Genomic DNA, 25,509 nt, shown 5'->3' with positions numbered 1-25,509 from the left:
GTCGTCATCCGCCTTCACCGGGAAGACGGACTTCCGTTGTTCGTTCGGCGATCCGCTGGTGTCATCCGTAGACGATGCGGCGCAGTTGCCGCAGGGACAGCTCGGGCGCCGCGACGCGACGCCCCCGCAGTTCCGCGGCCACCCGGGGGAAGATCTCGTCGTTGGTGAGACCGCGGGACTTCAGCTCGCCGTGACGCCGCCGCACGAACTCCTCCACGGGCTCGGAGAAGTACGACAGCACGTCGGCGACCACGCGCGCCGCCTCACCGGGGCCGAGCCCGCTCGTCCGGGTGAGGTGGACGATCAGCTCCTCGAAGGGGTGCGACGTGGACACAGACGAGGACACTACGCACAGGGAACGCGACACGCCAACATCCTGCCCGAAATCGGGCAGGAATAGCCTGCCGAACACGGTCTCGCGGCGCCCCCGGGCCTCTCGCATGGTTGATTACTCTGCGTAGTGTATCCATGTCGATCCGTGGAGGTTGTCATGCCGCACTGGGCCGCCGCCGGTCTGGTCACCGGTCTCGCCGCCGCTCAGCTCACCGTCCCCGGCCCGCCGCCGGGCCGCCAGGCGGACTTCGCGCGGGCCGCCGCGGAGTCCGGGGTGCCGGTGAGCGTGCTGCTCGGGGTGTCGTACCTGGAGTCGCGCTGGGACTCCAACGGGGGACGGCCGAGCACGGCGGGCGGGTACGGGCCGATGCACCTGCTGGGCGGCCCCGCCGATCCCGGGGGCCACCGGACGGGCGGGTCTGGCGCGGCCGGCGAGCCGGGTGCGGGCGGAACGGCCGCTGCGGGCGGCGAGCCGGGTGCGGGCGGAACGGCCGCTGCGGGCGGCGAGCCGGGTGCGGGCGGAGCGGGCGCTGCGGGCGGCGGGCCCGGCGCGGGTGGAGTGGCGACGCTGGCGCGGGCCGCGCGGCTCACCGGGCTGCCGGCCGCGCGGCTGCGCAGCGACCCGGCCGCGAACATCAGGGGCGGCGCCGCCGTCCTCGCCTCCCTCCAGGAGCGTCCCAGTTCCGACCCGGCCGACTGGTACGACGCCGTGGCGCGCTACGCCGGCACGGGCGAACCGCCCGCCGCCGGCGGATCCCGCGGCTTCGCGGACGAGGTGTTCGCGGTGATCCGCGAGGGAGAGGCCCGCCGCACCGACGACGGCTTCGTCGTCCGTCTGGCCCCGGTCTCCGGCCTGCGCCCGCCCGCCGGGCCCCCGCTGCGTCTCGCCCGGCAGGCCGAGTGCCCGGCGACGCTCGACTGCGAGTGGATGCCCGCCGTGTACGAGCGGACCAGCGGGGGCGGCTACGGCAACCACGACCGGCTCCCCGCCACCACGACGCGGCACATCGACTACATCGTCATCCACGACACGGAGGGCCGCTACAGCGGCATCCGGTCGATGGTGACCGACCCCGACTACGTGAGCTGGCACTACACCGTGCGCTCCGGCGACGGGCACGTCGCCCAGCACGTGCGGACCCGCGACGTCGCCTGGCACGCCGGCAACTGGGACTTCAACGCCCGCTCGATCGGCATCGAGCACGAGGGCTACCTGGCCAAGGGGGCGACCTGGTACACGGAGGCGATGTACCGTTCGTCGGCGCGGCTGCTGCGCTACCTGGCGGACCTGTACAAGGTGCCCCTCGACCGGGCCCACGTCCTCGGCCACGACAACGTCCCGGGCACGACGGCCGAGAGCCATCCGGGCATGCACGAGGATCCGGGCCCGTACTGGGACTGGGCCCACTACCTGGCGCTGGCGGGCAGCCCGATCGGCGGCGTGCCGGTCCGCGACCCGGCCCTGGAGGCGGTGAGCGCCCCGGCGGGCGGCGGACCGACGTACGGGATGCCGCTCGACGACACCGCGCCCGGCGGCCTCGCCCCCGCCCTCGCGTCCGACACCCCCGTCTTCGCGTCCGACGCCCCCGCCCTCGTGCCCGGCGCCCCCGCTCCCGCGTCCGATGCCCTCGCGTCCGATGCCCTCGCGTCCGAAGCCAGCGTCTCCGCACCGAGCGGCGACCCGGCCATGGAGGTCACGGCGGACACGGCGACCGCCCTGGGCACGACCTATGCGGCCGGCCCCGTAGACGCGGCCGGCCCGGCAGCCGTCGCGGGGGCGGCAGGTGTCACTGGAGCGGCAGGTGTCACGGGAGCGGCCGGCCCGGCAGGCGCGGCAGCCGCCACCGGCGTCGTGCCCGCGTCGTCGGGTGACCGGCCCCCGCGCAGCAAGTCGGTGATCATCCTCCCCTACTACGGCACCAACCAGCCCCGCTTCACCGGCTGCGTCAAGGACAAGCCCGCGCGGGCCTGCGAGCCGCACGGCGCCTCGTCCGTGTGGCTGCACACCGAGCCGCGCGACGACGCGCCCCTGGTCGACGACATCGGCAAGCGGGTGGGCAAGCCCAGCACGTACGGCGTGTACGACCACAGCGCCCGCGCCTCCACCGGCCAGCGCTTCGCCGTGGCCGACCGGCGGGGCGACTGGACGGCGATCTGGTACCTGGGCCTGAAGGCGTGGTTCCACAACCCGGCCGCGGCGCCGACCGCGATCCCCGCGCACGGCCCGCTGGTCACGCCGCGCCGGGACGAGGTCAGGGTATACGGCCGCGCCTACCCGGGCCACCCCGCGTACCGGGGGACGGGCGTCGCCTACCAGGAGCGCACGCCGCTGGCGTACGTGATCCGGCCCGGCCAGACGTACACGCTGGGACAGACGCTGACGGCCTCCTACCTCAGGGGCGGCTCCTTCGACCCCGCCGCGCACGTCCTGGTGACGGGGACCCGGCGGTTCTACCAGATCCAGCTCGGCCACCGGGTGGCGTTCGTGCGGGCGCGGGACGTCCGCGTGATCCGGTGAGCGAGCGGCCCGCGCCCGATTCGGTGCACGAATTCGGCCCGGAGGCCGCCGGACGCGCGCGGGCACTCCCAGGAGGCGATATGGTTTTCCCGTGGCCGGCACTTCGCCGGAGACACGCGGAAGTGGCTCAGTGGTAGAGCATCACCTTGCCAAGGTGAGGGTCGCGGGTTCGAATCCCGTCTTCCGCTCGGAGTTCGATCTCCTGGTGGAGTGGCCGAGAGGCGAGGCAGCGGCCTGCAAAGCCGTCTACACGGGTTCAAATCCCGTCTCCACCTCGGCCAGGCGGCGGGTCCTCCCGGGATCCGCTAAAGTAAAGAGCGCCATGCGGAAGTGGCTCAGTGGTAGAGCATCACCTTGCCAAGGTGAGGGTCGCGGGTTCGAATCCCGTCTTCCGCTCTGAGTTCCAACTCAATACGGACGATTAGCTCAGCGGGAGAGCGCTTCCCTGACACGGAAGAGGTCACTGGTTCAATCCCAGTATCGTCCACCAGGCTCCATAGCAGATCAGGTCTGACCTGGTCAAACGGGAGTTATAGCCCCAGCTCACGGCACATGCCGGGAGTCTGGGGCTTCTTGTTGTTCCGGGTTGATCATGGTTGTCATCAGCCGGGTACAACCGGCCCGCCACAGACGGGAGCGTTGGTGTCCGGATGACAGGGCAGACGGCGAAGATCCCATCGCGTTGCGACAGGTGCGGGGGCTCCTCGGTACGCCAGGTGAACCAGTTCATCAACTGCGGCCAACTGTGGTGGGATGCCGAGTTCTCCTGCGCGTTCTGCGGTGATGGCGGGTGTGAGCACGCGGGCCCGGGCCAGGCGCCGGAGGACGTCCGCAGCGCGCTGCTGGCAGAGCATGGGCCAAGCCGGCTGTGTGTGGCCGGTCCGGTGGCGAGCCTGGTCTCGGTTATGCAGGTTCTGCGGGAGGTCGCGAAGGTGTCGCTTCCCCGAGCCCGTGAACTGGCCGACGAGCTCACTGACACCGGCTTGGTCGGGACGCTGGCGGAGATGGAGTTCCTGAGGAACCGGCTGCGAAGCCGTGGCGTCATCGCCGAGGTGAGGTCCGATGGCGGCGCGGATGGCGGGCCGATTCCCTCATAGCCAGGTCTCGCCCCCCTTGAGCCCGTTCTCCCCTTCGGTGACGGCCAGGGCCGGCGGTCGCGGTTCCGCACCGGCCAGTCGGCGACCGCCATGAGCGGCGTCCCGCAGTGCGGCAGGAGGTTGCCTACCCACGCCCCTCGTGGCCGAGCATGAGGAGCGGGTCGCCGCCGGCCAGGGAGAAGTGCGCGACCAGGCCTGCGCGGAGGAGGGCGTCGAAGGGTAGGGAAACGGACATGACGACCACGCCTCCGGTCACCCCCGAGACCGTCTTCACCTACGGCGCGCCCCGGCTCAAGTTCGGTGACGGCGCCTCCGACGAGATCGGCTTCGACCTGAGCCGGTACGGCGACGTCCGGCGCGTCCTGATCGTCACCGATCCCGGCGTGGCCGCCACCGGCGCGCCGCACCGGATCGCCGAGGGGATCCGCGCCCACGGGCTCGACGCCCACGTGTACGACCAGGTCCACGTCGAGCCGACGGACGCCTCCCTGGAGGCCGCCGTCGCGCACGCCCGCGCCACGGGCCCCTGGGACGCGCTCGTCGCCGTCGGCGGCGGCTCCAGCATCGACACCGCCAAGGCGGTGGACCTGATGCTGACCAACCCCGGCGAGCTGATGGACTACGTCAACGCCCCGGTCGGGCTCGGCCGGGCGCCCGCCGCGCCGCTCAAGCCGCTCGTCGCCGTGCCGACGACCACCGGCACCGGCGCGGAGAGCACCACCATCTGCGTGCTCGACGTGCTCGCGCTCAAGGTCAAGACCGGCATCAGCCACGCCGCGCTGCGCCCTTCGCTCGCCGTCGTGGACCCCCGCCTCACGCTCACCCAGCCCCCGGGCGTGACCGCCGCGGCCGGGATGGACATCCTCTGCCACGCGGTCGAGAGCTACACCGCCCGCTGGTACGCCTCGGGCGAGCGCAGACGCCCCGAGGAGCGCGTGCCGTACTGCGGCGCGAACCCGATCTCCGACATGTGGGCCGAGCAGGCCATGCGGCTGCTGGCCGGGGCGTTCCGGCGCGCCGTGCGCCACGGCGACGACGCGGCGGCCCGCGGCGAGATGGCGCTGGCCGCGACGTTCGCCGGCCTCGGGTTCGGCAACGCCGGCGTGCACCTCCCGCACGCCAACGCCTATCCGATCGCGGGCCGGGTGCGCGACTTCCACCCCAAGGACTATCCGGGTGAGGAGCCGATGGTGCCGCACGGCATGTCGGTGGCGCTCACGGCGCCGGAGGCGTTCAGGTTCACGTTCGCGGCGGCGCCGGAACGGCACCTTCTGGCCGCGCGGCTGCTCGCGCCGGACCGCGAGGAGCCGTCCGATCCGGCCGAGTTCCTGCCGGCCGTCCTCATCGACCTGATGCGCGACGTCGGCATGCCCAACGGGATCGGCGCCGTCGGCTACGGCCCGGGCGACGTCGAGGCGCTGGTCGAGGGCACGATGCGGCAGCAGCGCCTGCTCGCGACCGCTCCCCTGCCGGTCACCGAGGACGACGTGGCGGGCGTCTTCACCCGCTCGATCGAGCTGTGGTGACCACCCGCGTCAGGGCGCGTGGCGCGTGGCCAGGATGGATCTCCAGCACCCGCCCGTCCGCCGGCAGCCGGGCGGCGAGCACGGCGGGCGAGCGGCCCACCGCGGGCTCGCACGCGTAGCCGAGCACGGCCGGCAGGCGGCCGGCCGCGGGCTCGCACGCGTGGGCGAACCCGGCGGCCCGGGCCCGCTCCTCGGCGACGGCCACGACCTCCGGCAGCCCTCCCACGGCGGCCCGATCGGGCTCCGCACCCGCTGGTCCACGGGGGTGCGGCGCCCGTTCCGGTTGACCGGTCCAGGGCGCAGGTGTGGACCGGCGCCGCCGGGGCACGGGTACCGGCCGAGGGGCCCGCGAGCCTGGCGGATCGTCGCGGCGGGCCCTTCGGGGACAGGGCCGGACGGCCGTGGCGCGAGGATTCCGGTCGGGAGGTGCGTGGGGATTGCCGCCGGTCACTACCCTGGTCTCACGGGCGGTAAGGTGCGCGGCGGTCGCCGCGAAGGGATGGGTGACGCTGTGACGGTCGACGCCGAGGTGCAGATCACGGACCTCAGGGTCAACGATCACGCCTGCCTGACGTTCGGCGAGCCGGAGGAACTGCTCGACCTGACCGCGGCGTTCGTGCGCGACGGCCTGTCGGGCGGGCTGCGGGTGGTGTGGCTGTCGGAGGAGCCGCAGGAGGCGCTGACCGAGCTGGGCCGCCGCGGGGTCTCCGTGCGCTCCGCCACCACCGCCGGGCGGATGGAGGTGCTGGCCTGCCAGGACGGCCTGCTGTCGGGGCAGGCGTTCGCCGTGGAGCACGCGATGGGCTGGCTGCGCGAGCAGATCCGGCAGACCGCGAGCGAGGGCTACTCCGGGCTGCGCGTGGCGCTGGACATGGGATGGGCGCTGCGGCCGATCAGCGGGATCGACCAGTTGCCGGCGTTCGAGCAGGAGATCGCCACCACGCTGGCCGACACGAGGGTCTCGGTGCTGTGCCAGTACGACCGCGACCGTTTCGACCCGGTCACCCTGGCCTCGGTGTCGCCGTTCCACACCCGCTCGGTGGCCGCCGCGACCTACCACAACTCCCCACTGCTGCGCATATGCCGCCAGTACGCGCCACCCGGCATCAGGCTGGCCGGGCAGATGGACCGCACCGCCGAGGACGCGCTGCGGATGGCGCTGACCGAGGCGATCCGGGGAGAGGGCGACATCACGGTCAACATGGCGGAGCTGGCGTTCATCGACCTGTCCAGCGCCCGCATGATCCTGGACGCGGCGCGCAGCATCGCCCCCGACAGGAAGGTGGACCTGCGGTGCAGCAGGCTCACGGCGTCGAGATTCGTGCTCCTGGGGGCGGGCGGCGTTCCGGGGATCAGTCTGGTGACCGGCCATGGTCGATGACGCGTCCGTGAACACCCCGACGGCCGCCCAGGACGAGCGGCGCCTCATCCTCGACCAGGCGTTCGACGCCGACCTGCTGTACGCGCTGCGCGCCACGCTGGAGGCGCACGCCACGCACGCCGGCATGCCCGACGGCCGGGCCATGGACCTGGTGATCACCGTGCACGAGCTGGCGACCAACGCGGTGGTCCACGGCGCGGGGACGGGCCGGGTGCGGATCTGGCGGACGGGCGACACGCTGCGGTGCGAGATCAGCGACGCGGGCCGGGCCACGCCCCCCGCCGCCGCCCCTGGCACCGTTCCCGAGAACGACGTCGTCGTGGACGCCGCGCGCTGGCCGGTCGAGCACGGCCACGGGCTGTGGATCGCCCGCTTCCTGCCCGACCGGTTCACGATCGGCTCCGGGCCGGAGGGCACCGTCGCCGTCGCCGACTTCGCCCTGCCGCCGGACGGGCACGACGAGCCGTTCGCTCTCACCCGCCACGACCTGGACTCGCACACCGTGCTGGAGCTGTCCGGGGCGCTCGGCGACGAGGCCGCGCAGCAGCTCGCCGTCGTCGTCCGCGAGATCGTCTCCGCGGGCCCCGAGCCGCGGCTGCTGCTCGATCTGGGCCGGGTGACGTTCTGGGACGTGATGGGCATCGCCGCGCTGATCACCGCGCAGCAGCAGGTGGACGGTGCCAAGGCCGGGGCCATGGTGCTGACGGGCCTGACCGCGGACTTCCGGCGCCGCCTGGACGCGCTCAGCCCCGCGCCCCTGACCGTGGCGGGCACGCAGGAGGAGGCCGTGCGCCGGCTCCAGCCGCCCGCCTGATCCTCAGCCGGGAAGGGCCGGTCCCCGGAAGCCGGACCGGCCCCTCGTGGTCGCGCGGACGTCAGCCGAGGCCGTTGCGCATGGCCGTGACCAGCTCGCCGCCGGTGGTGTCGCCGCTGAGCTCCCAGAAGAACGCGCCGCCGAGGCTCTGGTCCTTCGAGTAGCTCATCTTGCCGCCGATGGTGGCCGGCGTGTCGTAGCTCCACCACTGCCCGCCGCAGTAGGCGTACGCGGTGCCGGCGACGGTGCCGGTGGCCGGGCAGCGGGTCTTGAGGACCTTGTAGTCCTCGATGCCCTGCTCGTACGTGCCGGGTGCCGGGCCGGAGGCGGTGCCGCCGGGCGCGGCCTGGGTGACCCCGGTCCAGCCGCGGCCGTAGAAGCCGACGCCGAGCAGCAGCTTGCTCGCGGGGACGCCCTTGGACTTGAGCTTCTGGATGGCGTTGTCGGAGTAGAAGCCGGGGGTGGGGATGCCGGTGTAGGAGGTCAGCGGCGAGTGGGGGGCCGTCGGTCCCTGCGCCGCCCAGGCGCCGAAGAAGTCGTAGGTCATGACGTTGTACCAGTCGACGTACTGGGCTGCGCCGCCGTAGTCGGCCGCGTCGATCTTGCCGCCGGACGTGCCGTCGGCGGTGATCGCGGCGGTGACGAGGTTGCCGGAGCCGAAGCGGGAGCGCAGCGCCGACATCAGGTTCCTGAAGGCGGCGGGGCCGCTGCTGTCGCAGGTGAGGCCGCAGGCGTTCGGGTACTCCCAGTCGATGTCGATGCCGTCGAACACGTCGGCCCAGCGCGGGTCCTCGACGAGCCGGTAGCAGGAGTCGGCGAAGGCCGCGGGGTTGGCGGCGGCCTGGGTGAAGCCGCCCGACCAGGTCCAGCCGCCGAAGGAGAACAGCACCTTGAGGTTCGGGTACTTCTTCTTCAGCTTGCGGAGCTGGTTGAAGCTGCCGCGCAGGGCGCCGGCGTCCCAGGTGTCGGCGACGCCGTCGACGCTCTCGGCGGCGCTGTAGAACCGGTCGTAGTCGGCGTAGCTGTCGCCGATGGCGCACTGGCCGTTCTGCACGTTGCCGAACGCGTAGTTGATGTGGGTGAGCTTGGCGGCCGAGCCGCTGGTGTCGATGTTCTTGACGTGGTAGCCGCGCTGGTAGACGCCCCACTGGACGAAGTAGCCGAGCAGCTTGTCGCCGCCGCCTCCTCCGCCGCCGCTGGTGGTGGCGGTCACGGCGGCGCTGGCCGCCGAGACGTTCCCGGCCGCGTCACGCGCCCGCACCGTGTACGTGTACGACGTGCTCGCACTCAACCCCGAGTCCGTGTACGACGTCCCGGTCACCGTCGAGACCAGGGTGCTCCCCCGGTACACGTCATAACCCGTCACCCCGACGTTGTCCGTCGAGGCGTTCCACGCCAGCGACACACTGCTCGACGTCACCCCCGTCGAACGCAGGTTGCCGGGCACGCTGGGCGCCTGCGTGTCGCCGCCTCCGCCCCCGCTGGTGGTGGCGGTCACGGCCGCGCTCGCCGCCGAGACGTTCCCGGCCGCGTCACGCGCCCGCACCGTGTACGTGTACGACGTGCTCGCGCTCAACCCCGAGTCCGTGTACGACGTCCCGGACACCGTCGAGACCAGGGTGCTCCCCCGGTACACGTCATAACCCGTCACCCCGACGTTGTCCGTCGAGGCGTTCCACGCCAGCGACACACTGCTCGACGTCACCCCCGTCGAACGCAGGTTGCCGGGCACGCTCGGCGCCTGCGTGTCGCCGCCTCCGGTGACGGGCTTCCACAGGGCGGGCACGTTGGGCGGCTCCCAGCCGGTCTGGGAGGTGTGGCCCTGGATGCACTCGTACGTGACGCCGTTGTAGGTGACGCGGGCGCCGGTGGCGTAGGTGACGTTCGGCGCCCAGTCGGCGAGGAAGGCGGCGGCCCGGACGCTGCTCGCGGGGGCGGCCTGGGCGGCGGGCGGGACGGCGACGGCGGCGGTCAGCGGCAGCAGGAACGCCGCCACCCCCGCCAGGACCTTGCTGAGGGGTCTGTGTCTCATGATGCTCCGACATCCGGTGTCTGGGGGTGGGATGGGAGTGTCTCCTCAGGAAACTATTAGGAAAGTTTCCTTTAGATTTAGAGACGACGGTAACCCCTGCCTGGGGCGGCGTCAACAACGGCAGTGCGGACGGAGTCAGGAGAGCCCGACGTAGTTCTCCGCCAGCGTGGTCGCGGCCGCCCGCGAGGAGGTCACGTAGTCCAGGTGCGACACCTGCAGCCGCCGGCCGTAGGCGTCGTCGGAGTCGAAGGTGTGCAGCAGCGTCGTCATCCACCACGAGAAGTGCTGCGCCCGCCACACCCGGCCCAGGCACGCCCGCGAGTAGCCGTCGAGCAGGTCGGCCGAGCCCGTGGCGAAGAACCGGTCGAGCGCCTCGGCGAGCACCCGCACGTCGGCCACCGCCAGGTTGAGCCCCTTGGCCCCGGTGGGCGGCACGATGTGCGCGGCGTCGCCCGCGAGGAAGAGCCGGCCGTACTGCATCGGCTCGGCGACGAAGCCGCGCATGGGCGTGACGGACTTCTCCAGGATCTCGCCGGTGGCCAGCGTGAAGCCGGGCACGGTCTCCAGCCGGGCCCGCAGCTCGGCCCAGACCCGCTCGTCCGGCCATTCCTCCGGCGTGGCGTCCGGCGGCACCTGGAGGTAGAAGCGGCTGATCTCGGGCGTGCGCATGCTGTGCAGGGCGAAGCCGCGCTCGGTGCGGCTGTAGATCAGCTCCTCGGACGACGGGGCGACACGGGCCAGGACGCCGAGCCAGGCGAACGGGTACTCGCGCTCGTGCAGGGTCAGCACGCCCTCGGGCACCGACGGCCGCGACACGCCGTGGAAGCCGTCGCAGCCGGCGATCACGTCGCAGTCGAGCCGGCCGCCGTCGAAGGTCAGGTACGGCTCGCCCTCCAGGTCGTGCAGGGCCACGTCCTCCACCCCGAACCGGATGTCGCCGCCCGCCTCCAGCCGGGCCGCGATCAGGTCCTTGACCACCTCCTGCTGGCCGTACACGGTGATGGCGCGGCCGGGCACCAGCTCCTCGAAGGCGATGCGCCGGCCCCGCCCGTCGTACCTCAGCTCGATGCCGTGGTGCGGCAGGCCCTCACGGCGCAGCCGCTCGCCGACCCCGGCCGCGACGAGGGTGTCCACCGTGCCCTGCTCCAGCACGCCGGCGCGCACCCGCTGCTCGACGTAGGCGCGGCTGCGCCTCTCCAGCACCACGGAGGAGATGCCGCGCAGGTGGAGCAGGTGCGACAGGAGCAGCCCCGCCGGTCCGGCGCCGACGATCCCGACCTGAGTCCGCGTGGGGGAGGAAGTCATGGCCGAAGCATGCCAGAGATCAGCCGTCCCGGGAGAAGCGCTGGAACTCGGCGAGGACGCGGGCCGCCTCCTCCGGGCCGACCGGCGGGCAGGCGTACCCGGCGGCGGCGATGTGCGCGCACAGCTCGGGGTCCGGCCGCAGGTGGTGGACGCGCAGGTAGTAGGTGACCGTGTCGGTCCAGACGTGGACGCCGTCGGTGCGGAAGCTCACCGGCACCACCTGGCCGCGTCCCGGGTCGACGCGGTCCACGTCGAGACCGGTGGTCGCCAGGAAGGGCGTCCCGGCCTCCAGGTAGCGGGCCAGCCGCTCGCGTTCGTGCGCCTCGCTCACGCGGGGATGGCCGGGCTCGAAGTACGGCACCCCGTCCCTGACCCCGTCGAACACCCGCGCGATCTTGATCATCCGTCGCTCCTGGACTTGTAGCGGTCGAGCACGGACGGCTGCCAGTGCGTGATGGCGTACAGGCTGATGAGCTGCTCCTTGTCGATCTCGCGCAGCGGCAGCCCGTCCAGCAGGCGGCGGAACGACTCGGAGTCGTCGCCGTGGTCGCGGTGGTGACCGACCGGTTCGGGCGGGCCCGCGTCGAGATGACCGGCCAGCGTGCCGTCGGCGAGGGCCAGGACGAGCCGCACCTGCGCCTGGATGACGCCGGGCTCCAGCGTCCCGTCGAACATCCGGAACTCGACATGGTCGCCGACCTTCCCGCGCACCTCGGTCATGTTGACGGCCGCCGTGGCGCCGTTGGCCTCGGACAGCGCCCCGAAGTAGTACGGCCGCAGGCCGGGCTTCGGCACGTTGGGCACGCAGTGATTGAACCCCCGGTGCAGGCCCTCCTCGGCGAGCGGGTTCTGCGCCAGCCGGAACAGGATGTCCTGGTTGCCCCGGACGGTGTCGAGGAGCTTGAGGTAGTTGACGACGGTGCGGTAGTCGGGCGTGCCGACGTGGATGTGCCCGCCCACGCTCATCGAGACCTCGCCCCCGTGAGCCCGGATGATCTCCACGACCCGCGCGAGGTTGCGCCAGCTCTCGGGGGTGTCGCGCAGGATCGGGGAGACGACCTCGCCGGCGACGCCGTCGGTGCGCTCGGTCTCGACCCACCAGCCGGTCGCGTCCTCGCCGTAGCCGCGCTCGTGGCCGACGTGGTGGTCGAGGACCCGCCGGTCGCGGCTGAGGCCGGCCTCGTGCAGGGCGCGGGCGATCGCCTCGTTGACGGCGGCGTGCCGCTCCGGCGGCACCCGGGGCAGGCTGTACTCCAGCTCCAGGCCGAACGCCCGGCGGCTCCCGCCGGAGTCGAACAGCAGCGGCAGGACGTCCGCCACGCGCCACCGTGTCTGGAAGATCGCCTGCGCCTGGTCGCGGATCGCGTCGAAGACCGTGGGGGCGTCGGTGTAGCCGAAGTGGTGGACCGGGGCGACCGCTCCCGCCGCGTCGCCCATGGCGTGCCAGCTCAGGTGGTAGAGGTTGTCCAGCATGGACTCGTACCAGTGGAGGCGGCGCGCGTCCTTGAAGGCGGGCCGCAGGGCCGTGATCTCGTCGACCATGGACTCCATCTGGGCGCGGGTGAGCGGGTTGTCGATCCACTCGCCCTCGACGTCCGTGTAGTGGCGGGAGAAGTCGTTCTGGGCGAACTCGGCCCGGTCCTCCGCGAACGAGAAGGACCGGCTCAGGTCGAGCGCCGTCAATCGGCCCTCGCCGTGGCCGTGCCAGTTGGCGTGCCGGCGGTCGGTGTTGGACACCAGCGCGTCCAGCGCGCCGAGCTTCACGCCGGCCTCGCTGTAGAAGTAGCGGTACAGCTCCATCGCGGGGATCTGCTCGGCGGGCGTGCCGTCCACGAACTGCATGTAGACGGCCTCGCGGTTGAACGGGTCGCGGACGATGTGCGGCACGGGAGCGCCGATGGCGCGGCCGACGAGCGAGGCCAGCAGGTCCTTGAGCAACGTCACCTGGCCGTAGTTGTGCAGCTTGCGGACGAGGACCAGGCCGTCGTGGAAGCGGACGAGCTGGACGACGCCGTGCTGGCCGTGGGCGAGGAAGCTGATCCTGTGCCGCCCCAGCTCCAGTCGCGCCTTGAGCTCGGCCTCGTCGATCGGCCCCCTGGGCAGTTCGCGCGCCCGCTCGGGCACCTCCATCGGGACGGCCGGCTGCTCGTGCGGGCGCTCCGGGCGGGCGTGGTGCCAGGTGCCGTCCTCGCGGAAGACGGGGCGGCCGTCGGGGAGGTACTCCGGGACGCCGCCCGTGTGCGGCAGCCGGTCGGCGCCGATGTAGACGTACTTGTCGGCGGCGACGACCTGCCGGCCGGTGATGTCGGCGATCTCCTGGAGGACGGCGTGGTTCTGGCCGACGTCGCACGCGATGAGGCGGATCTTGGCGTCCGGGTCGGCCAGCACCTTCGGGTCGTGGGCGAGCATCGCGCCGACGTCGCGGGCCGACAGCCGCCGGTCGCCGACGAGGAAGCCCTCCCGGTCGGCCTGGATGCCGACGTCCACGACGCCCTCGGTGGGGCGCAGCAGCCGCATGTCGGCGGTCGGCAGGACGTGCCGGCCGGGTTCGCGGTACCAGAGACCCGCGTCGACCTCGACCCGGGACCGGCGGACGATCTCCCGGTGGGCGTCGGTGAGCTCGGGCACGCCGCGCCCGCCCTCGTCGCCGCCCCGGCGGCCGGGATGGCCGGGCCCGCCTGGGTCGCCTGGGTGGTCTGGCCGGCCCGGGTGGCCGCCCTCTGCCGCGCCCTCGTGGGGGCCGGCGCCGGGCGGCTCGGCGTGGCCGGGGCGGTCGGCGGCGCCGAAGTGGTGGGCCACGCCGGCGCCGACCGGCGAGCGGTCCCCGCCCGGCGCGGGCGCCTCCGGCCGCGCGGCGGCTGGGGCGTCCGCCTTCGGCGGGTGCCCCAGCCCGGCCAGCGTCGTCCCGTCCGCCCCGTCGCCCAGCAGGCCCTTACCGGCAAGGCTCTTGTCGGTGACGCCCTTGTCGGTGAAGCTCTTGTCGGTGAACGCCGCCTCCCCCAGGCGGGGCGCCTCCCCCAGGTGCGGCAGGTCGAGACCGGCGCCGCTCTTGAGCGGGACGTGCTCGCCGCGCCCCGCCCGCCCGTCCAGGCCCCCGGCGAAACCCGAGACCAGCGCCTTGGCCAGGCTCTCCGGGGTGAGCTGCCCCGACTCCATGAGCATGGGCACCGAGCCGAGGACCGAGGCGACGGCGCTCTGCGTCGCGACCCCGCCCATGGTGTGGCTGAGCCAGGCGGCGACCCGCTCGCGGCCGGTCATGTCGGCCTTCAGCACCCCGCCGCCGAGCAGCCTGGGGCCGCCCAGCCGGGCGACGCCCGCGCCCAGCGCCACGAAGGCCAGGCCGGTGAGCAGCCCGCCCTCCAGGGCGGCCACCGTCTTGTCCCCGTCCCAGGAGTGCCGCTTGCCCTCGGCGATCTGCCAGACCTGCACCCCGGCGTCCAGGCCGGTCATGGAGGCGATGCTGAGCAGCAGCATCTTCGCCACGATCCGGACGTTCAGCCGGGCCAGACGGCAGGCGGGCCCCTCGAACATCAGGGACCGGCCGCCCGTCAGCGGCGCGAGCGCCCGGGTGCGCAGCAGCACGAAGGCGAGCAGGACGAGGCACAGCGCGATGTACTTCTGCGTGTAGTCGCTGTCGAGGCCGTAGCGCTCCAGCCGGTCGGCGGCGTCCTCGCCGGCGGCCGCCAGCGTCTCCAGGAAGGCGGGGTCCTCGGTGGTGTACCGCTTCCAGTGGCCGCTGAGCGCGTCGGCGGCGGGCCCGCCGGCGTACTGGAGCACGAGCCGCAGCGCCTCGTCGCCGTCGGTGCCCGCCTCACGGCAGAGCCCGGCCGCCGCGCGCAGGGCGCCGGCCTGGGCCAGGCAGTGATCGCCGTCGGTCTGCGGGTAGTCCATGCCGACGACCCAGCCGAGCAACGGCTCGACGATCGGGAAGACCGGGCCGAGCAGCGAACGCAGGTCCACGCGTCAGACCTGGAGGTCCGGCTGGTCGGCCCGCTGGTAGGTGCGGGCGGCCGTGTCGACCTGCTCCTCCAGGTCGTCCATGTTCCGGGCGCCGTGCTCGCAGCCCGTGGCCAGGCCGTCCAGCCGGGCCGCGAAGTCGGCGGCGAACTGCCGGCCGTACTGGTCGTCGCCCCACGGCGCGGCGGCGAGCACGCCGTCCACCAGCCCGCGCGCCTCGCGCAGCCGTTCCGCGGGGGTGCTCCAGCAGGAGCCGGCCCGGCGCATGTGCGCCCAGGCGACGTCGAAGCCCTCGGCCCAGGCGCTCACCGGCGGTCCTCCCTGCCGTGGCGGCCGGAGGCGGGCCGGACCGGCGGGTCCGGCAGCAGCGCGCCCAGGTCGAACGCGCCGCCCGCCGGGTCCTCGGCGTCGAGCCCCTCGGGCATGAGCGGGGCCATGATCTCCTGCGACCGCTCGGCCACCTCGGCCTGGGCCCTGGCGATCTGCTCCTTCACGGCCCGGGCCAGCTCCGTGGGCGACAGCCGGCCGTACACGCGGGGATGGAAGACGATCTCGTCGATCCTGCCCTGAGGGCCGGCCGTGACGGTCACGTCGCCGTCGGAGACCGTCGCCGTGACCTCGCTGAGGCGGGCGTGGGCCTCGTGGACCTCGCGGACCTGCCGGTCGTACTCCTCGACCAGGCTCTCGATGGCGGCCTGCAGGTCATCGTGCATCCGTCGCCCCTTCGTTCGCCATGGTGCAAGTATTGCCGGAAGTGACCGGAGAGGCGGCGATTACACGCCGTTTTATGATCCTTTGTGGTCAGTCGCCGAACTTGTCGATCCGGTCCTTGAACAGGGTGGTGGCGATGGCCGCCCGGTGCGGCTGGCCCTTGAGGAACGCCTGGGCGAACTTCTTGGCCTGCTCGTAGGTGACCTTGCCGGGCATGGGCGGCTCGTTCGGGTTCACCGCCACGTCCACCAGCGCGGGCCCGTCGTGGGCGAGGGCCGCGCCGATCGCGCCCGCGACGTCGCCGGGCTTGGTCACCTTCGCCCCGAAGCCGCCGCACGAGACGGCCCACGCCGAGTAGTCCGGCTCGGGGTCGGGGAAGCGCACCCCGTGCTCGGGGAAGCCGAGCACCATCTGCTCCCACAGGATCTGGCCGAGGGAGTTGTTGTTGTTGATCACCACCTTGACCGGCAGCCCGTGCCGGGCGGCGGTCAGGAACTCGGCCATGAGCATGGCGAAGCCGCCGTCGCCGACGTACGCGATCACCTGCCGGCCGGGGTGCGCGTGCTGCATGGCGATCGCGTACGGCAGGCCGGGCGCCATCGAGGCGAGGTTGCCCGACAGGTAGAACTCCCGCCCGTCGCGGATCGTCCAGTGGCGGGCGGCCCAGGTGGCGATGGTGCCGCTGTCGCAGGTCATGATGGCGTCGCCGGCGGCCAGGTCGTCGAGCACGGACACCACGTACTGCGGCGCGATCGGGTCGCGCTCCGGGTTCTCCAGCGCCTCCATGTCGGAGCGCCAGTCGGCCGTCTTCTTCTGGTACGTGCGCAGGTGGGAGACGTCCTCGCGCGGGTGGAGCAGCGGCAGCAGTGCCCGCAGGGCGTCGCGGGCGTCGCCGACCATGGGCACGTCGGTCGGCATGCGCGCGCCGGCGCGGGCCGGGTCGGCCTCGATCTGCACCACCCGCACCTTCTCCGGCCGGGGCAGGTACTTGGTGTACGGGTAGTTGGTGCCGACCATGAGCAGCGCGTCGGCGTCGTCCATGAGCTCCTCGCTCGGGCGGGTGCCGAGCAGGCCGATGCCGCCGGTCGTGTACGGCGAGTCGTCCGGGACGACGGCCTTGCCGGGCAGCGTCTTGACCACGGGCGCGCCGAGCGCGGCGGCGACGGCCAGCACCTCCTCGCGGGCGTGCAGCGCGCCCGCGCCGACCAGCAGGGCGGGCCGTTCGGCGGCGTTGAGCACCTCTGCCGCCGCCTCCAGGTGCTCCTGCCGCGGCACCCCTGGCGGCCGCAGGTACGCCGCGGTGGACTGCGGCGCGCGGACCGGCCCGACGTGCGCGAACGGCGCCTCCCCCGCCTCGGCCACCTGGACGTCGTTGGGGATCGTGAGGTGGGCGACGCCGCGCCGGGCGTAGGCGGTGCGCACCGCGAGGTCCACCACGGCCGGGAGCTGCTCCGGGTTGGTGACCATCATGTTGTACTCGGCGACGTCCTCGAAGACCCGGTCGAGGTGGACCTCCTGCTGGTAGCCGGTGCCGAGCACGGCGGTCTCCTGCATGCCGGTGATGGCGAGCACGGGCGCGTGGTCGAGCTTGGCGTCGTACAGGCCGTTGAGCAGGTGGATGCCGCCGGGCCCCGACGTGGCCAGGCACACGCCGATCCTCCCGGTGGCCTTGGCGTAGCCGGTGGCCATGAACGCCGCGGCCTCCTCGTGGTGGACGAGGACGAAGCGGACCTTGTCGCGATGGCGGCGCAGCCCCTCCATGATGCCGTTGATGCCGTCGCCGGGCATGCCGAAGACGGTGTCGACGCCCCACTCGACGAGCCGTTCGATCAGGGATTCCGATGCGATGCGAGCCATGGCCGCGCCCCTACCCGGATCCGGGCGGAGCAGACGCCTCGCCCGCGCTCCGGCGGGTCGCTCCCGTCGCGATTTGGACTCGTTATGCCGGGGCCTCTTGCTGGGCTTTCTCCGGTTTCTGTACGGTCCTTTCGTTGCTGCTTAACAAGTTGTTCAGTCCAGCCGGCCGAGGGGTTCGATGAGCGAGTCGGAGACGGCGCGCCTGGGCGCCCGGGTCCGCGCGTACCGCACCATGCGGCGGATGACCGTGCGCGGGCTCGCCGGCGAGGCGGGCGCCAGCGCCAGCTTCATCAGCCAGCTCGAACGCGGCCAGGCCGGCGCGAGCGTCGGCATGCTGCGCCGGATCGCGCTGGCCCTCGGCGTCACCGTGGCCGACCTGTTCAGCGAGGACGACGAGGTGGGACACCGGGTCGTGCCCCGCTCCGGGCGTCCCGAGCTGCCCGCCGGGCCGGGCGCGCGCAAGTACCTCATCTCCCAGCGGCCGCTGCGCAACCTGGAGATGTACGCCGGGGAGTTCGACCCGGGCGCCTCCACCGGGGCCGAGCCGTACACGCACGGCGACTCGCAGGAGATCCTGCTCGTGATCCGCGGCGAGGTCACGCTCTGGCTCGGCCCGCCCGGCGAGGCCGCCCGGCACGTCCTCGGCCCCGGCGACAGCGTGGAGTACCGCACCTCGCTCCCCCACCGCGTGGCCAACGAGGGCGAGAGCACCGCCGAGGTCCTGTGGGTGGTGAGCCCGCCCACACCGGCCACCTGACCCCTCGTCGGCCCGCATGTCCGGCCACGACGGGGAAGGGAGAACATGAACCTGCACCACCGGAGCGCCCGCGCCATCTCGCGCCACCGCTCCGGGCCGCCCGCCCGGCGCCCCGCCGGGAGCGGCCGAAGAGGAAAGCGGGACACCAACCGAAACCACCCACACGACCGAAAGAACCAGGAGACCAGAGTGACCCGCTGTTCCACCCTTCCGTCCCGGGCCGAGGGGCGGCGCGCCGGCGCCGTGAGCGCGCCGTGAAGGCCGGCGTGCCGCTGACCGCCGACTTCGCCAACGGCGGCGTGTCCTTCTGGTTCCGCCAGGCCGGCCTGCCCCCGCGGCGCGCCGCCCTGCCGGGCGACCGCGACTACGACGTGGCGATCGTCGGCGGCGGCTACACCGGCCTGTGGACCGCGTACTACCTGAAGAAGGCCGACCCCGGGCTGCGCGTGGCGGTGCTGGAGAAAGAGTTCGCCGGGTTCGGCGCGTCGGGGCGCAACGGCGGCTGGCTGTCGGCCGAGTTCGCCGGGTCGCGCAAGCGGCACGCCAAGGCGCGCGGCCGGCAGGCCATGATCGACCTGCAGCGCGAGATGTTCCGCACGGTGGACGAGGTCATCGAGGTGACCCGCGCCGAGGGCATCGACGCCGACATCCACAAGGGCGGCGTCATGCACGTCGCCACCAACCCGGCGCAGCGTCGGCGGCTGCGCGCCGAGACCGCCGAGCTGCGCGCCTGGGGATACGGGGAGGACGACGTCCGGCCGCTCGACCGCGACGAGCAGCGGGAACGGCTCCAGGTCGCCGGCACGCTGGAGGCCACCTACTCGCCCCACTGCGCCCGCATCCAGCCGGCCAAGCTCGCCCTCGGCCTGGCCAGGACCGTGGCGGAGCTCGGCGTGGACGTCTTCGAGGGCACGACCGTCACCGCGATCCTGCCCCGCCGCGGCGCCGGGCGGGCCGCCGCGGTCACCACCCGGGGCACGGTCCAGGCCGACTACGTCATCCGCGCCACCGAGGGCTTCACCGCCAGCATCGCCGGCCAGCACCGGCAGTGGCTGCCGATGAACAGCTCCATGATCGTGACCGAGCCGCTGCCGGCCGAGGTGTGGAAGCACATCGGCTGGTCGGGCAGCGAACTGCTGGGCGACCTCGCCCACGCCTACATCTACGCCCAGCGCACCGCCGACGACCGGATCGCCATCGGCGGGCGCGGCGTGCCCTACCGGTACGGCTCGCGCACCGACCAGCGCGGCGCCACCCAGGCGTCCACGGTGGCGCTGCTGTGGCGGATGCTGGTCAAGCTGTTCCCGGCCGCGGCCGACGCCCGGGTGCAGCACGCCTGGTGCGGGGTGCTGGGGGTGCCGCGCGACTGGTGCTCGACCGTCCACCTCGACCACGCGACGGGGCTCGGCTGGGCCGGCGGTTACGTGGGCAGCGGCGTGACCACGACGAACCTGGCCGGCCGTACGCTGCGCGACCTGGTGCTGCGGCGCGAGACGGAGCTGACGGCGCTGCCGTGGGTCGGGCGTCAGGTGCGGCAGTGGGAGCCGGAGCCGCTGCGGTGGACGGGGGTGCAGCTCATCTACGCGCTGTACCGGGCGGCGGACCGCCACGAGAACGACAGGGGCACGACGACCTCGGCCTACGCGCGGCTCGCGGATCTGATCTCGGGCCGCTGACCGCCGGAGCCCTGCTCCGCGCCGGGCTCCGGGCCGGGGGCGCGCGCACCCTCGCCCGGAGCCGCTTGCCGAAGGGCCGGTGACGGCTCCCCGTCCTGACGGCCACCGGCGTGGCCCGCGACGCCGTCCTCGGCTGACCGGAACGCCGCCACGTAGGCCACCAGGACACAGCCGAACACCGGAAGCCAGGCCAGCCGCGCCCCCACCCAGGCGACGGAGCCCGGCACCGTGTGCAGCCCGGCCAACGGACGGCCCGCGAGCAGGCCCAGCCCGGTGACCGCGATCATGGCCGTCTGGTGCCAGAGGTAGACGGTCATCGCCGACAGGTTGACGAGCGCCACGACAGCCCAGGCGACGGGACGGCTCAGCACCCTCCGTAAGGGCTGGAGCAGCAGCAGGGCGGCCCCGCTCTGGGCGAGTCCGAAGGTCACGGCCGCGAGGGTCGGCGGGGACTGGTTGGAGACGCGGGCGCCCGGCACCCCGACCATGGAGGCCGGGTAACCCGCCCGCAGCACGAGCACGGCGGTGACGGCGGCCCCGCCGAGCAGCAGCGCCCACCCGGCGCGCCGCCCCGGCACCCGGCCGCCGGCCCAGGAGGCGCCCAGGCAGTACGGCACCAGCCACCCGGCGGCCACGTTCACCCAGCCGACCCAGGCCGGCCCGTCCAGTCCGAACCTGACCAGATCGGCCCCGGCGACGACCGCCAACGGCCATACGGGAGACAGCCTGACGGCCACCGGCGTGGCCGCCGTCAGCACGGCGAACACCAGCAGGAACCACAGCGGCGACCACACCAGCTTGGCCAGGGCCCGTACCGTCGCGACGTCGACCCCGGAGGCGAGCATCACGACCGCCGCCGCGCCCCACACGACCGCCAGAGGGGCGAGCGGCCCGCACAGCCGCGCCATCCGGCGGCGCAGCCAGCGCCCGTACGAATCCCCGCGAGCGCGGGCGGAGGCGAGACTCCCGGCGGCCGTCCACCCGCCGACCAGGAAGAACAGGGCCATCGTCTGGAAGATCCAGGAGACGGGCGCGAGCCAGGGCATGTGCCGCAACGGGCTGGTGACGCGCAGGGCCCCGCTGTCGGCGACCAGCGCGGTGACCAGCCAGTGCCCGAGCACCACGCCGAGGATCGCGAAGGCACGCAGCGCGTCGACGCCCCGGTCCCTGTCCGGAGGGGTTTCGGCGGTGATCCGCCGCGCCATCCCGGAGAGCCGACGTCCGGAGACGACCCCGCCCACCCGAACATGGAGCCGGAGATGGGAGGCGAGCCGGCCCCCGTGTGCGGCAGGGGTCGCCGTGGCGAGGCGTCGCTCCCACCAGGTGGGCCGGCGTCCGGAAGTGAGCGCGCCCGCGCGAGCGGTGGCGGTGGTCGTGGCGACGACGCGCCGCACCTGGTCAGGCACCATCCACCGCCCGGAGGGGAGCCCTGCCGGAGACGAGGCGGGCGATGGTGCGCAGCGAGAGGGAGCCGGCTCTCAGGTAGTCGCTGTGGCCGCCGTCGCCGGCCGGGAAGACCCGGGCGCCGAACGCCGGGGACACCGGATCGGTCCCGAGCCCGAACGTCGCGAAGGGCAGGCGGATGCGGGCGTGCGGGACATGGGCGATCCAGTCCCGGGCGCCGCGCCCGGCCCAGACCTCCGCCCGGGTACGCAGTTCGGCGGCGTCGTCCACGGCCGCGCCGGGAGCGCCGGCGAACACGATGGCGGAGACGTCCAGCCCGGGGGCGGCCCGGCCGCAGACCGCCGCGCCGTACGAGTGGCACAGCAGGGAGATCCGCGCGCCCGGCGTGGCCGCGCGCAGCTCCCGCACGAACGTCCGCAGGTCACGCGCCCCCGTCTCGGCGAGCTCGGGCGTCAACGCCCCGAGACTGGTGGTGGCGGGCGTCCGATAGCCGAGCCACGCGATGACGGCGGATCGTTCCCCGAGTTCGGCGTGCAGCCTCAGGGCGCCGCCGTGCAGGTGGCCGTACTTGTCGAGATTGGTGTCGGAGCCGGGGACGACGATCGCGATCCGCCGGGCCGTGGCGAGGTCGCCGAAGACCTCGGCGGCACGGCCTCCGTCACGCCCGTCGAAGAACAGGAACCGGCGGCCGGGGACCGCCATCTCGCGCAGCCTCGCGGCCCGCCACAGGTCATCGCGCCGCCCGGCCAGACGCTCGGCGGCCAGCACGCCCTCGCGGGCGACGGCGTACCGTGCGTCCAGATCCTGCGGAAGGGCTCGTAGCGGGGCGATGGAGGCGGGAACAGGCGCCGGAACGGCCTGCGGCCGCGCCGCGGCCGACACCGGTCCGGCCACGGAGGCGGCGACGACCAGGTTGAGCACGGCTCCGCGCAGCCGAACCGCCGGGGACCCGACCCCAAGGAGACGGGCGCTGCCGGACACCGCCGGCGACCGAGACAGCCGGGGAGCGGACGACCGTGGTGAGGAGTACCGCTGCCGAGGCGCGCTGGACGGGGTCCCTGACGAACGCGACTCAACGAGCGGTGGCCCCTCAGCCGGCTGACCGTCATGGGACGGACCGTCATGGGGTTGACCGTCATGGGGCGGATCCAGCGGCGGTCCGCCGATCGGCCGGGCACATTCCAGGTAGGGCTCGCAGGTGTGGTTCACCTCACCGACGGTGACGGAGACCGCGTATGCGCCACATCGGACCACCGACGGCACTTGCCCTGACCCCTGTAGACCCAGGTCGTACGACCCTGGTCCGATGCCCGCCCCCCAGCCCCGCCGTTACGATCTGCACATGCAGGTCACACCCCCGCCACTGCTCAAGCGCGTGCCCCCCGGCGCCTGGGCGGCATTGGCGTGGTGCGCGGGCTTGGCGTTCACGTTCCTCATGCGGATCAGACTGCCCGGCGAGTGGGAGCCGGCCCTGCTCCCCGGCGCGTTGCTGTACCAGGTCGACGGGCTGACGTTCCTGGCGGTGGCCACCGGTATGACCCTGGCGGCCTGCCGGCTGCTGACCCGCCGCCCGCTGGTCGCGCTGGGGCTGATGCTGGCCTCTTCCGTGATCGCGTGCGTCCCCCTGGGGGTGGGCGAGATCCCGTTCGCGCAGTATCTGGCGGTCGACGTCGCGCTGTACGTCATCGCGGCCGCCCGGTCACGGCGTACGGCGAGGGCGGCCCTGTTCTGGGCGCTCGCCCTGCTCGGCGGCTACCTCACCACGAGGACGCTGTTCGGCTGGCCCGTCGGCACCTCGGCGGAGCTGGCCGTGGCCATGGGGGCGGTCATCGCGTGGCTGATCGGCCGCTCGTCGCACCAGGCCCGCGAGCACGCCGAAGCCCTGACCGCCCGGGCGGCGGCCCAGGCGGTCACGGACGAGCGACTGCGCATCTCCCGCGACCTGCACGACACGGTCGCGCACAGCATGGGCGTCATCGCCCTGCAGGCCGGGGCGGCGCGGCGGGTCATCGACACCCAGCCGGCGCGTGCCCGTGAGGCGCTGGCGGAGATCGAGGCCGTCGGCCGGGAGACGTTGTCGGGGCTGCGCCGCATGGTCGGCACCCTCCGGCAGCCGGAGGCGTACGACTCGACGCAGGCGGCCGTGGGCGTCCCGAGCGGCCACCCGCAATCGACGCCGCACGGCGCAGCGGCACCGTCCCGGATCCGAGTCCCTGGCGTCATCGCGAGGATCATGACTGACCGCCTGGCGATGACGCCCACACACGACCAGGCCTCTGCCCGCCCGACACGGCGCGTCTTCGGCGACGCGTCACCGCCCCAGTCATCGCCGCCGTCATCGCCACTGCTCAGCCTGCTTGAGCGACCGACATCCGCTCTTCATCTGGCGAACCGGAGCCAGACGGACGACTCGGGCGGCGTCCAACCGGTGTCCAGCCTGCTGAGCACCCCAACGGCGGCACCAGGCGCGGCCGACGCGCACCTCGACCCCGGCTCGGCAACCTCGATTCCCGGGTGCGGCGCCGCCGTCCGGGGTCCTGTGCCTGATCTCCCTCCGGGGAGCCGAGAGCGAAGGCCCGCTCCTCCACGCCCTCACCTGATGACAGCCGACCGTGAAGAGGACGGACGACTCTCGCCCGGGCTGGCGAACCTCGATCGGCTGGCGGCGACGACCACCCAAGCCGGGGTCCGCGTCGATGTGCGCCGGCTGGGGAAGCCACGACCGCTCCGCGCCGACCTCGACGTCTCCGCCTACCGCGTCATCCAGGAGGCGGTGACGAACGTGGTCCGCCACGCGGCCGTCGACTCATGTCAGGTGTCGGTCGAGTACCACCAGGACGCGCTCTCGATCGAGATCCTGAACGACGGCCCGATCCGCAGCCTCGCGGGCGAAGGCGGCTTCCGGACAGCCGACGACCCCACCCCCATGGAGCCCTCCACGCCGACGAACGACCGCACCCCCGCAGAGGCCCCCACACCAACGGACGACCGCACCCCCGCAGAGTCCCTCACACCAATGGACGACCCCGCCCCCGCGAAGCCCCCTGCACCGACAAACGGCCGCACCCGAGACGGCGGCCACGTCAAAGGGGACAGCCTCGCCGAAGGGAGCTGCCATGCGTTCACCAGGGGCAGCGCGCACGCGAGCGGGAGTGCCGACCCCGCCGGTGAGAGTGGCCACGGGAGCAGCGGCGCCCACAGGGGCAAGGGTGACGGGTTCGGGTTGACGGGGATGCGCGAGCGCGTCCATCTGCTCGACGGAGAGTTCTTCGCCGGGCCGCGTCCGCAGGGCGGGTTCCGGGTGGCGGTGCGCCTGCCTCTCCCGGCGGGAGCATGATGACGGACGGCGCGCTCGGCGCGCCCGCCGACCGGCCGCTCGTCCGCGTCGTCCTGGCCGACGATCAGCCGCTGATCCGCGCCGCCCTGCGCATGGTCCTCACCGACGCCCCCGACCTGGAGCTCGTCGGCGAGGCGGGCACCGGCTCGGACGCGGTGAGGCTGGCCGAGAGCCTGCGGCCCGACGTCGTGGTGATGGACATCCGCATGCCCGGCATGGACGGCATCGACGCCACCCGGCTGATCACCGCCGGGCCGAGCGGGGCGCAGGTCGTCGTGCTGACCACGTTCGACGACGACGATTACGTGTACGGCGCCCTGCGGGCGGGCGCGTCCGGCTTCCTCGTCAAGGACATGGCCCTGGACGACATCCTGGCGGCGATCCGGGTGGTCGCCGCCGGCGACGCGCTCATCGCGCCGAGCGTCACCCGGCGGCTCATCGAGGCGTTCACCCGCCACCCGGAACCCGCGCCTGAACCCGCCCCCGCACCCGCTCCCGCTCCGCGCACGCTGGACGGCATCACCGGCCGCGAGCATGAGGTGCTGGCCCTCGTCGCCCGTGGCCTGTCCAACACCGAGATCGCCGCCGAGCTGGTCATCAGCGTGGCCACCGTCAAGGCGTACGTGACCCGCCTGCTGACCAAGCTCGACGCCCGCGACCGCGTCCAGCTCGTCATCATCGCCTACGACGCCGGCCTGGCATCCGGCTCACGATAGGACACCACTCTCCAGACAACGCGCGCCCGCCGTCAGCCGCTCCTCGCCGCGGACCGTCCGGCGCTTTTCACCGTAGACGTCCGACAAG

Annotated in this window: 20 protein-coding genes and 4 tRNA genes; 13 read left to right on the top strand and 11 right to left on the bottom strand. The window is 73.5% G+C overall.

The annotated features are described in order from the left end of the window. Positions 1-61: 61 nt before the first annotated feature. A complete protein-coding gene (locus HD595_RS32665; protein WP_253775762.1) occupies positions 62-334 on the bottom strand; it encodes a hypothetical protein in 273 nt (90 codons plus the stop codon). A 156-nt stretch (positions 335-490) separates the two neighbouring features. Here HD595_RS32665 and HD595_RS32660 point away from each other — a divergent pair, with 156 nt between their 5' ends. The 7 genes from HD595_RS32660 to HD595_RS32630 all read left to right on the top strand — a co-directional run bounded on the left by HD595_RS32660 (position 491) and on the right by HD595_RS32630 (position 5,474). Then, a complete protein-coding gene (locus HD595_RS32660; protein WP_253775761.1) occupies positions 491-2,851 on the top strand; it encodes an N-acetylmuramoyl-L-alanine amidase in 2,361 nt (786 codons plus the stop codon). Positions 2,852-2,967: 116 nt separating this feature from the next. Then, positions 2,968-3,039, top strand: a tRNA-Gly gene (locus tag HD595_RS32655). Between the two features lie 16 nt (positions 3,040-3,055). Next, positions 3,056-3,126 (top strand) — tRNA-Cys (locus HD595_RS32650). Positions 3,127-3,175: 49 nt separating this feature from the next. Next, positions 3,176-3,247: transfer RNA gene (locus HD595_RS32645), tRNA-Gly, on the top strand. 19 nt (positions 3,248-3,266) lie between these two features. Continuing rightward, positions 3,267-3,341, top strand: a tRNA-Val gene (locus tag HD595_RS32640). Between the two features lie 226 nt (positions 3,342-3,567). Beyond that, positions 3,568-3,948, top strand: a complete 381-nt coding sequence (locus HD595_RS32635; RefSeq protein WP_253775759.1) for a hypothetical protein — start codon at positions 3,568-3,570, stop codon at positions 3,946-3,948. Between the two features lie 233 nt (positions 3,949-4,181). After that, a complete protein-coding gene (locus HD595_RS32630; RefSeq protein WP_253775757.1) occupies positions 4,182-5,474 on the top strand; it encodes a hydroxyacid-oxoacid transhydrogenase in 1,293 nt (430 codons plus the stop codon). On the opposite strand, the gene HD595_RS32625 is transcribed toward HD595_RS32630, so the two are convergent. Further along, positions 5,449-5,700 carry a hypothetical protein gene (locus HD595_RS32625; protein WP_253775754.1) on the bottom strand — a complete coding sequence of 84 codons (252 nt, stop codon included), beginning with the start codon at positions 5,698-5,700 and terminating at the stop codon, positions 5,449-5,451. The two genes, HD595_RS32630 and HD595_RS32625, sit on opposite strands and share 26 nt — an antisense overlap. 285 nt (positions 5,701-5,985) lie before the next feature. On the opposite strand from HD595_RS32625, the gene HD595_RS32620 reads away from it, so the two are divergent. Together HD595_RS32620 and HD595_RS32615 are read left to right on the top strand one after the other, a co-directional pair. Continuing rightward, the gene (locus HD595_RS32620) at positions 5,986-6,855 is read left to right on the top strand and encodes an MEDS domain-containing protein (RefSeq protein WP_253775752.1); all 870 of its coding nucleotides are present in this window, start codon (positions 5,986-5,988) and stop codon (positions 6,853-6,855) included. After that, the gene (locus HD595_RS32615; RefSeq protein ID WP_253775750.1) at positions 6,845-7,669 is read left to right on the top strand and encodes an ATP-binding protein; all 825 of its coding nucleotides are present in this window, start codon (positions 6,845-6,847) and stop codon (positions 7,667-7,669) included. The genes HD595_RS32620 and HD595_RS32615 overlap by 11 nt, the downstream gene beginning before the upstream one ends. A 61-nt stretch (positions 7,670-7,730) precedes the next feature. Here the strand turns inward: HD595_RS32615 and HD595_RS32610 are convergent, their stop codons facing one another. The 7 genes from HD595_RS32610 to HD595_RS32580 all read right to left on the bottom strand — a co-directional run bounded on the left by HD595_RS32610 (position 7,731) and on the right by HD595_RS32580 (position 17,531). Beyond that, the gene (locus tag HD595_RS32610; RefSeq protein WP_253775748.1) at positions 7,731-9,701 is read right to left on the bottom strand and encodes a glycosyl hydrolase family 18 protein; all 1,971 of its coding nucleotides are present in this window, start codon (positions 9,699-9,701) and stop codon (positions 7,731-7,733) included. Positions 9,702-9,836: 135 nt separating this feature from the next. Then, positions 9,837-11,006 carry a 4-hydroxybenzoate 3-monooxygenase gene (locus tag HD595_RS32605; protein WP_253775746.1) on the bottom strand — a complete coding sequence of 390 codons (1,170 nt, stop codon included), beginning with the start codon at positions 11,004-11,006 and terminating at the stop codon, positions 9,837-9,839. A 19-nt stretch (positions 11,007-11,025) separates the two neighbouring features. Next, positions 11,026-11,409, bottom strand: coding sequence for a hypothetical protein (locus tag HD595_RS32600; protein WP_253775744.1), 384 nt, complete (start codon positions 11,407-11,409; stop codon positions 11,026-11,028). After that, a complete protein-coding gene (locus HD595_RS32595; RefSeq protein ID WP_253775742.1) occupies positions 11,406-14,966 on the bottom strand; it encodes a WXG100-like domain-containing protein in 3,561 nt (1,186 codons plus the stop codon). The genes HD595_RS32600 and HD595_RS32595 overlap by 4 nt, the downstream gene beginning before the upstream one ends. 3 nt (positions 14,967-14,969) lie before the next feature. After that, a complete protein-coding gene (locus HD595_RS32590) occupies positions 14,970-15,272 on the bottom strand; it encodes a type VII secretion target (RefSeq protein ID WP_253775740.1) in 303 nt (100 codons plus the stop codon). After that, positions 15,269-15,676 carry a YbaB/EbfC family nucleoid-associated protein gene (locus HD595_RS32585; RefSeq protein ID WP_253775738.1) on the bottom strand — a complete coding sequence of 136 codons (408 nt, stop codon included), beginning with the start codon at positions 15,674-15,676 and terminating at the stop codon, positions 15,269-15,271. Before HD595_RS32585 ends, HD595_RS32590 begins: the two co-directional genes overlap by 4 nt. Positions 15,677-15,764: 88 nt before the next feature. Beyond that, positions 15,765-17,531 (bottom strand): thiamine pyrophosphate-dependent enzyme, encoded by a 1,767-nt coding sequence (locus HD595_RS32580; RefSeq protein WP_253775736.1) that lies wholly within the window; start codon positions 17,529-17,531, stop codon positions 15,765-15,767. 178 nt (positions 17,532-17,709) lie between these two features. Between HD595_RS32580 and HD595_RS32575 the strand changes: the two genes are divergently transcribed. Beyond that, complete coding sequence (locus HD595_RS32575) at positions 17,710-18,288, top strand: helix-turn-helix domain-containing protein (protein WP_253775734.1); 579 nt, start codon at positions 17,710-17,712, stop codon at positions 18,286-18,288. A 254-nt stretch (positions 18,289-18,542) separates the two neighbouring features. Then, a complete protein-coding gene (locus tag HD595_RS32570; RefSeq protein ID WP_253775732.1) occupies positions 18,543-19,964 on the top strand; it encodes an NAD(P)/FAD-dependent oxidoreductase in 1,422 nt (473 codons plus the stop codon). Here HD595_RS32570 and HD595_RS32565 read toward each other — a convergent pair. Continuing rightward, entirely contained in the window at positions 19,928-21,169 is a 1,242-nt protein-coding gene (locus HD595_RS32565) for an acyltransferase family protein (protein WP_253775730.1), read from the bottom strand. The two genes, HD595_RS32570 and HD595_RS32565, sit on opposite strands and share 37 nt — an antisense overlap. 193 nt (positions 21,170-21,362) lie before the next feature. After that, positions 21,363-22,289: an alpha/beta hydrolase gene (locus HD595_RS32560; protein ID WP_253775728.1), complete on the bottom strand. Its 927-nt coding sequence runs from the start codon at positions 22,287-22,289 to the stop codon at positions 21,363-21,365. Positions 22,290-22,710: 421 nt separating this feature from the next. Between HD595_RS32560 and HD595_RS46960 the strand changes: the two genes are divergently transcribed. After that, positions 22,711-24,705 (top strand): sensor histidine kinase, encoded by a 1,995-nt coding sequence (locus HD595_RS46960; protein ID WP_308211288.1) that lies wholly within the window; start codon positions 22,711-22,713, stop codon positions 24,703-24,705. Then, positions 24,702-25,421: a response regulator gene (locus HD595_RS32545; protein WP_253775726.1), complete on the top strand. Its 720-nt coding sequence runs from the start codon at positions 24,702-24,704 to the stop codon at positions 25,419-25,421. The genes HD595_RS46960 and HD595_RS32545 overlap by 4 nt, the downstream gene beginning before the upstream one ends. Positions 25,422-25,509: the final 88 nt, after the last annotated feature.

It is taken from the genome of Nonomuraea roseoviolacea subsp. carminata (genome assembly GCF_024172185.1).
Taxonomy (GTDB): Bacteria; Actinomycetota; Actinomycetes; order Streptosporangiales; family Streptosporangiaceae; genus Nonomuraea; species Nonomuraea roseoviolacea.
The sequence above is the reverse complement of the archived record's forward strand: the minus strand, read 5'-3'. Positions and strand labels throughout refer to the sequence as shown.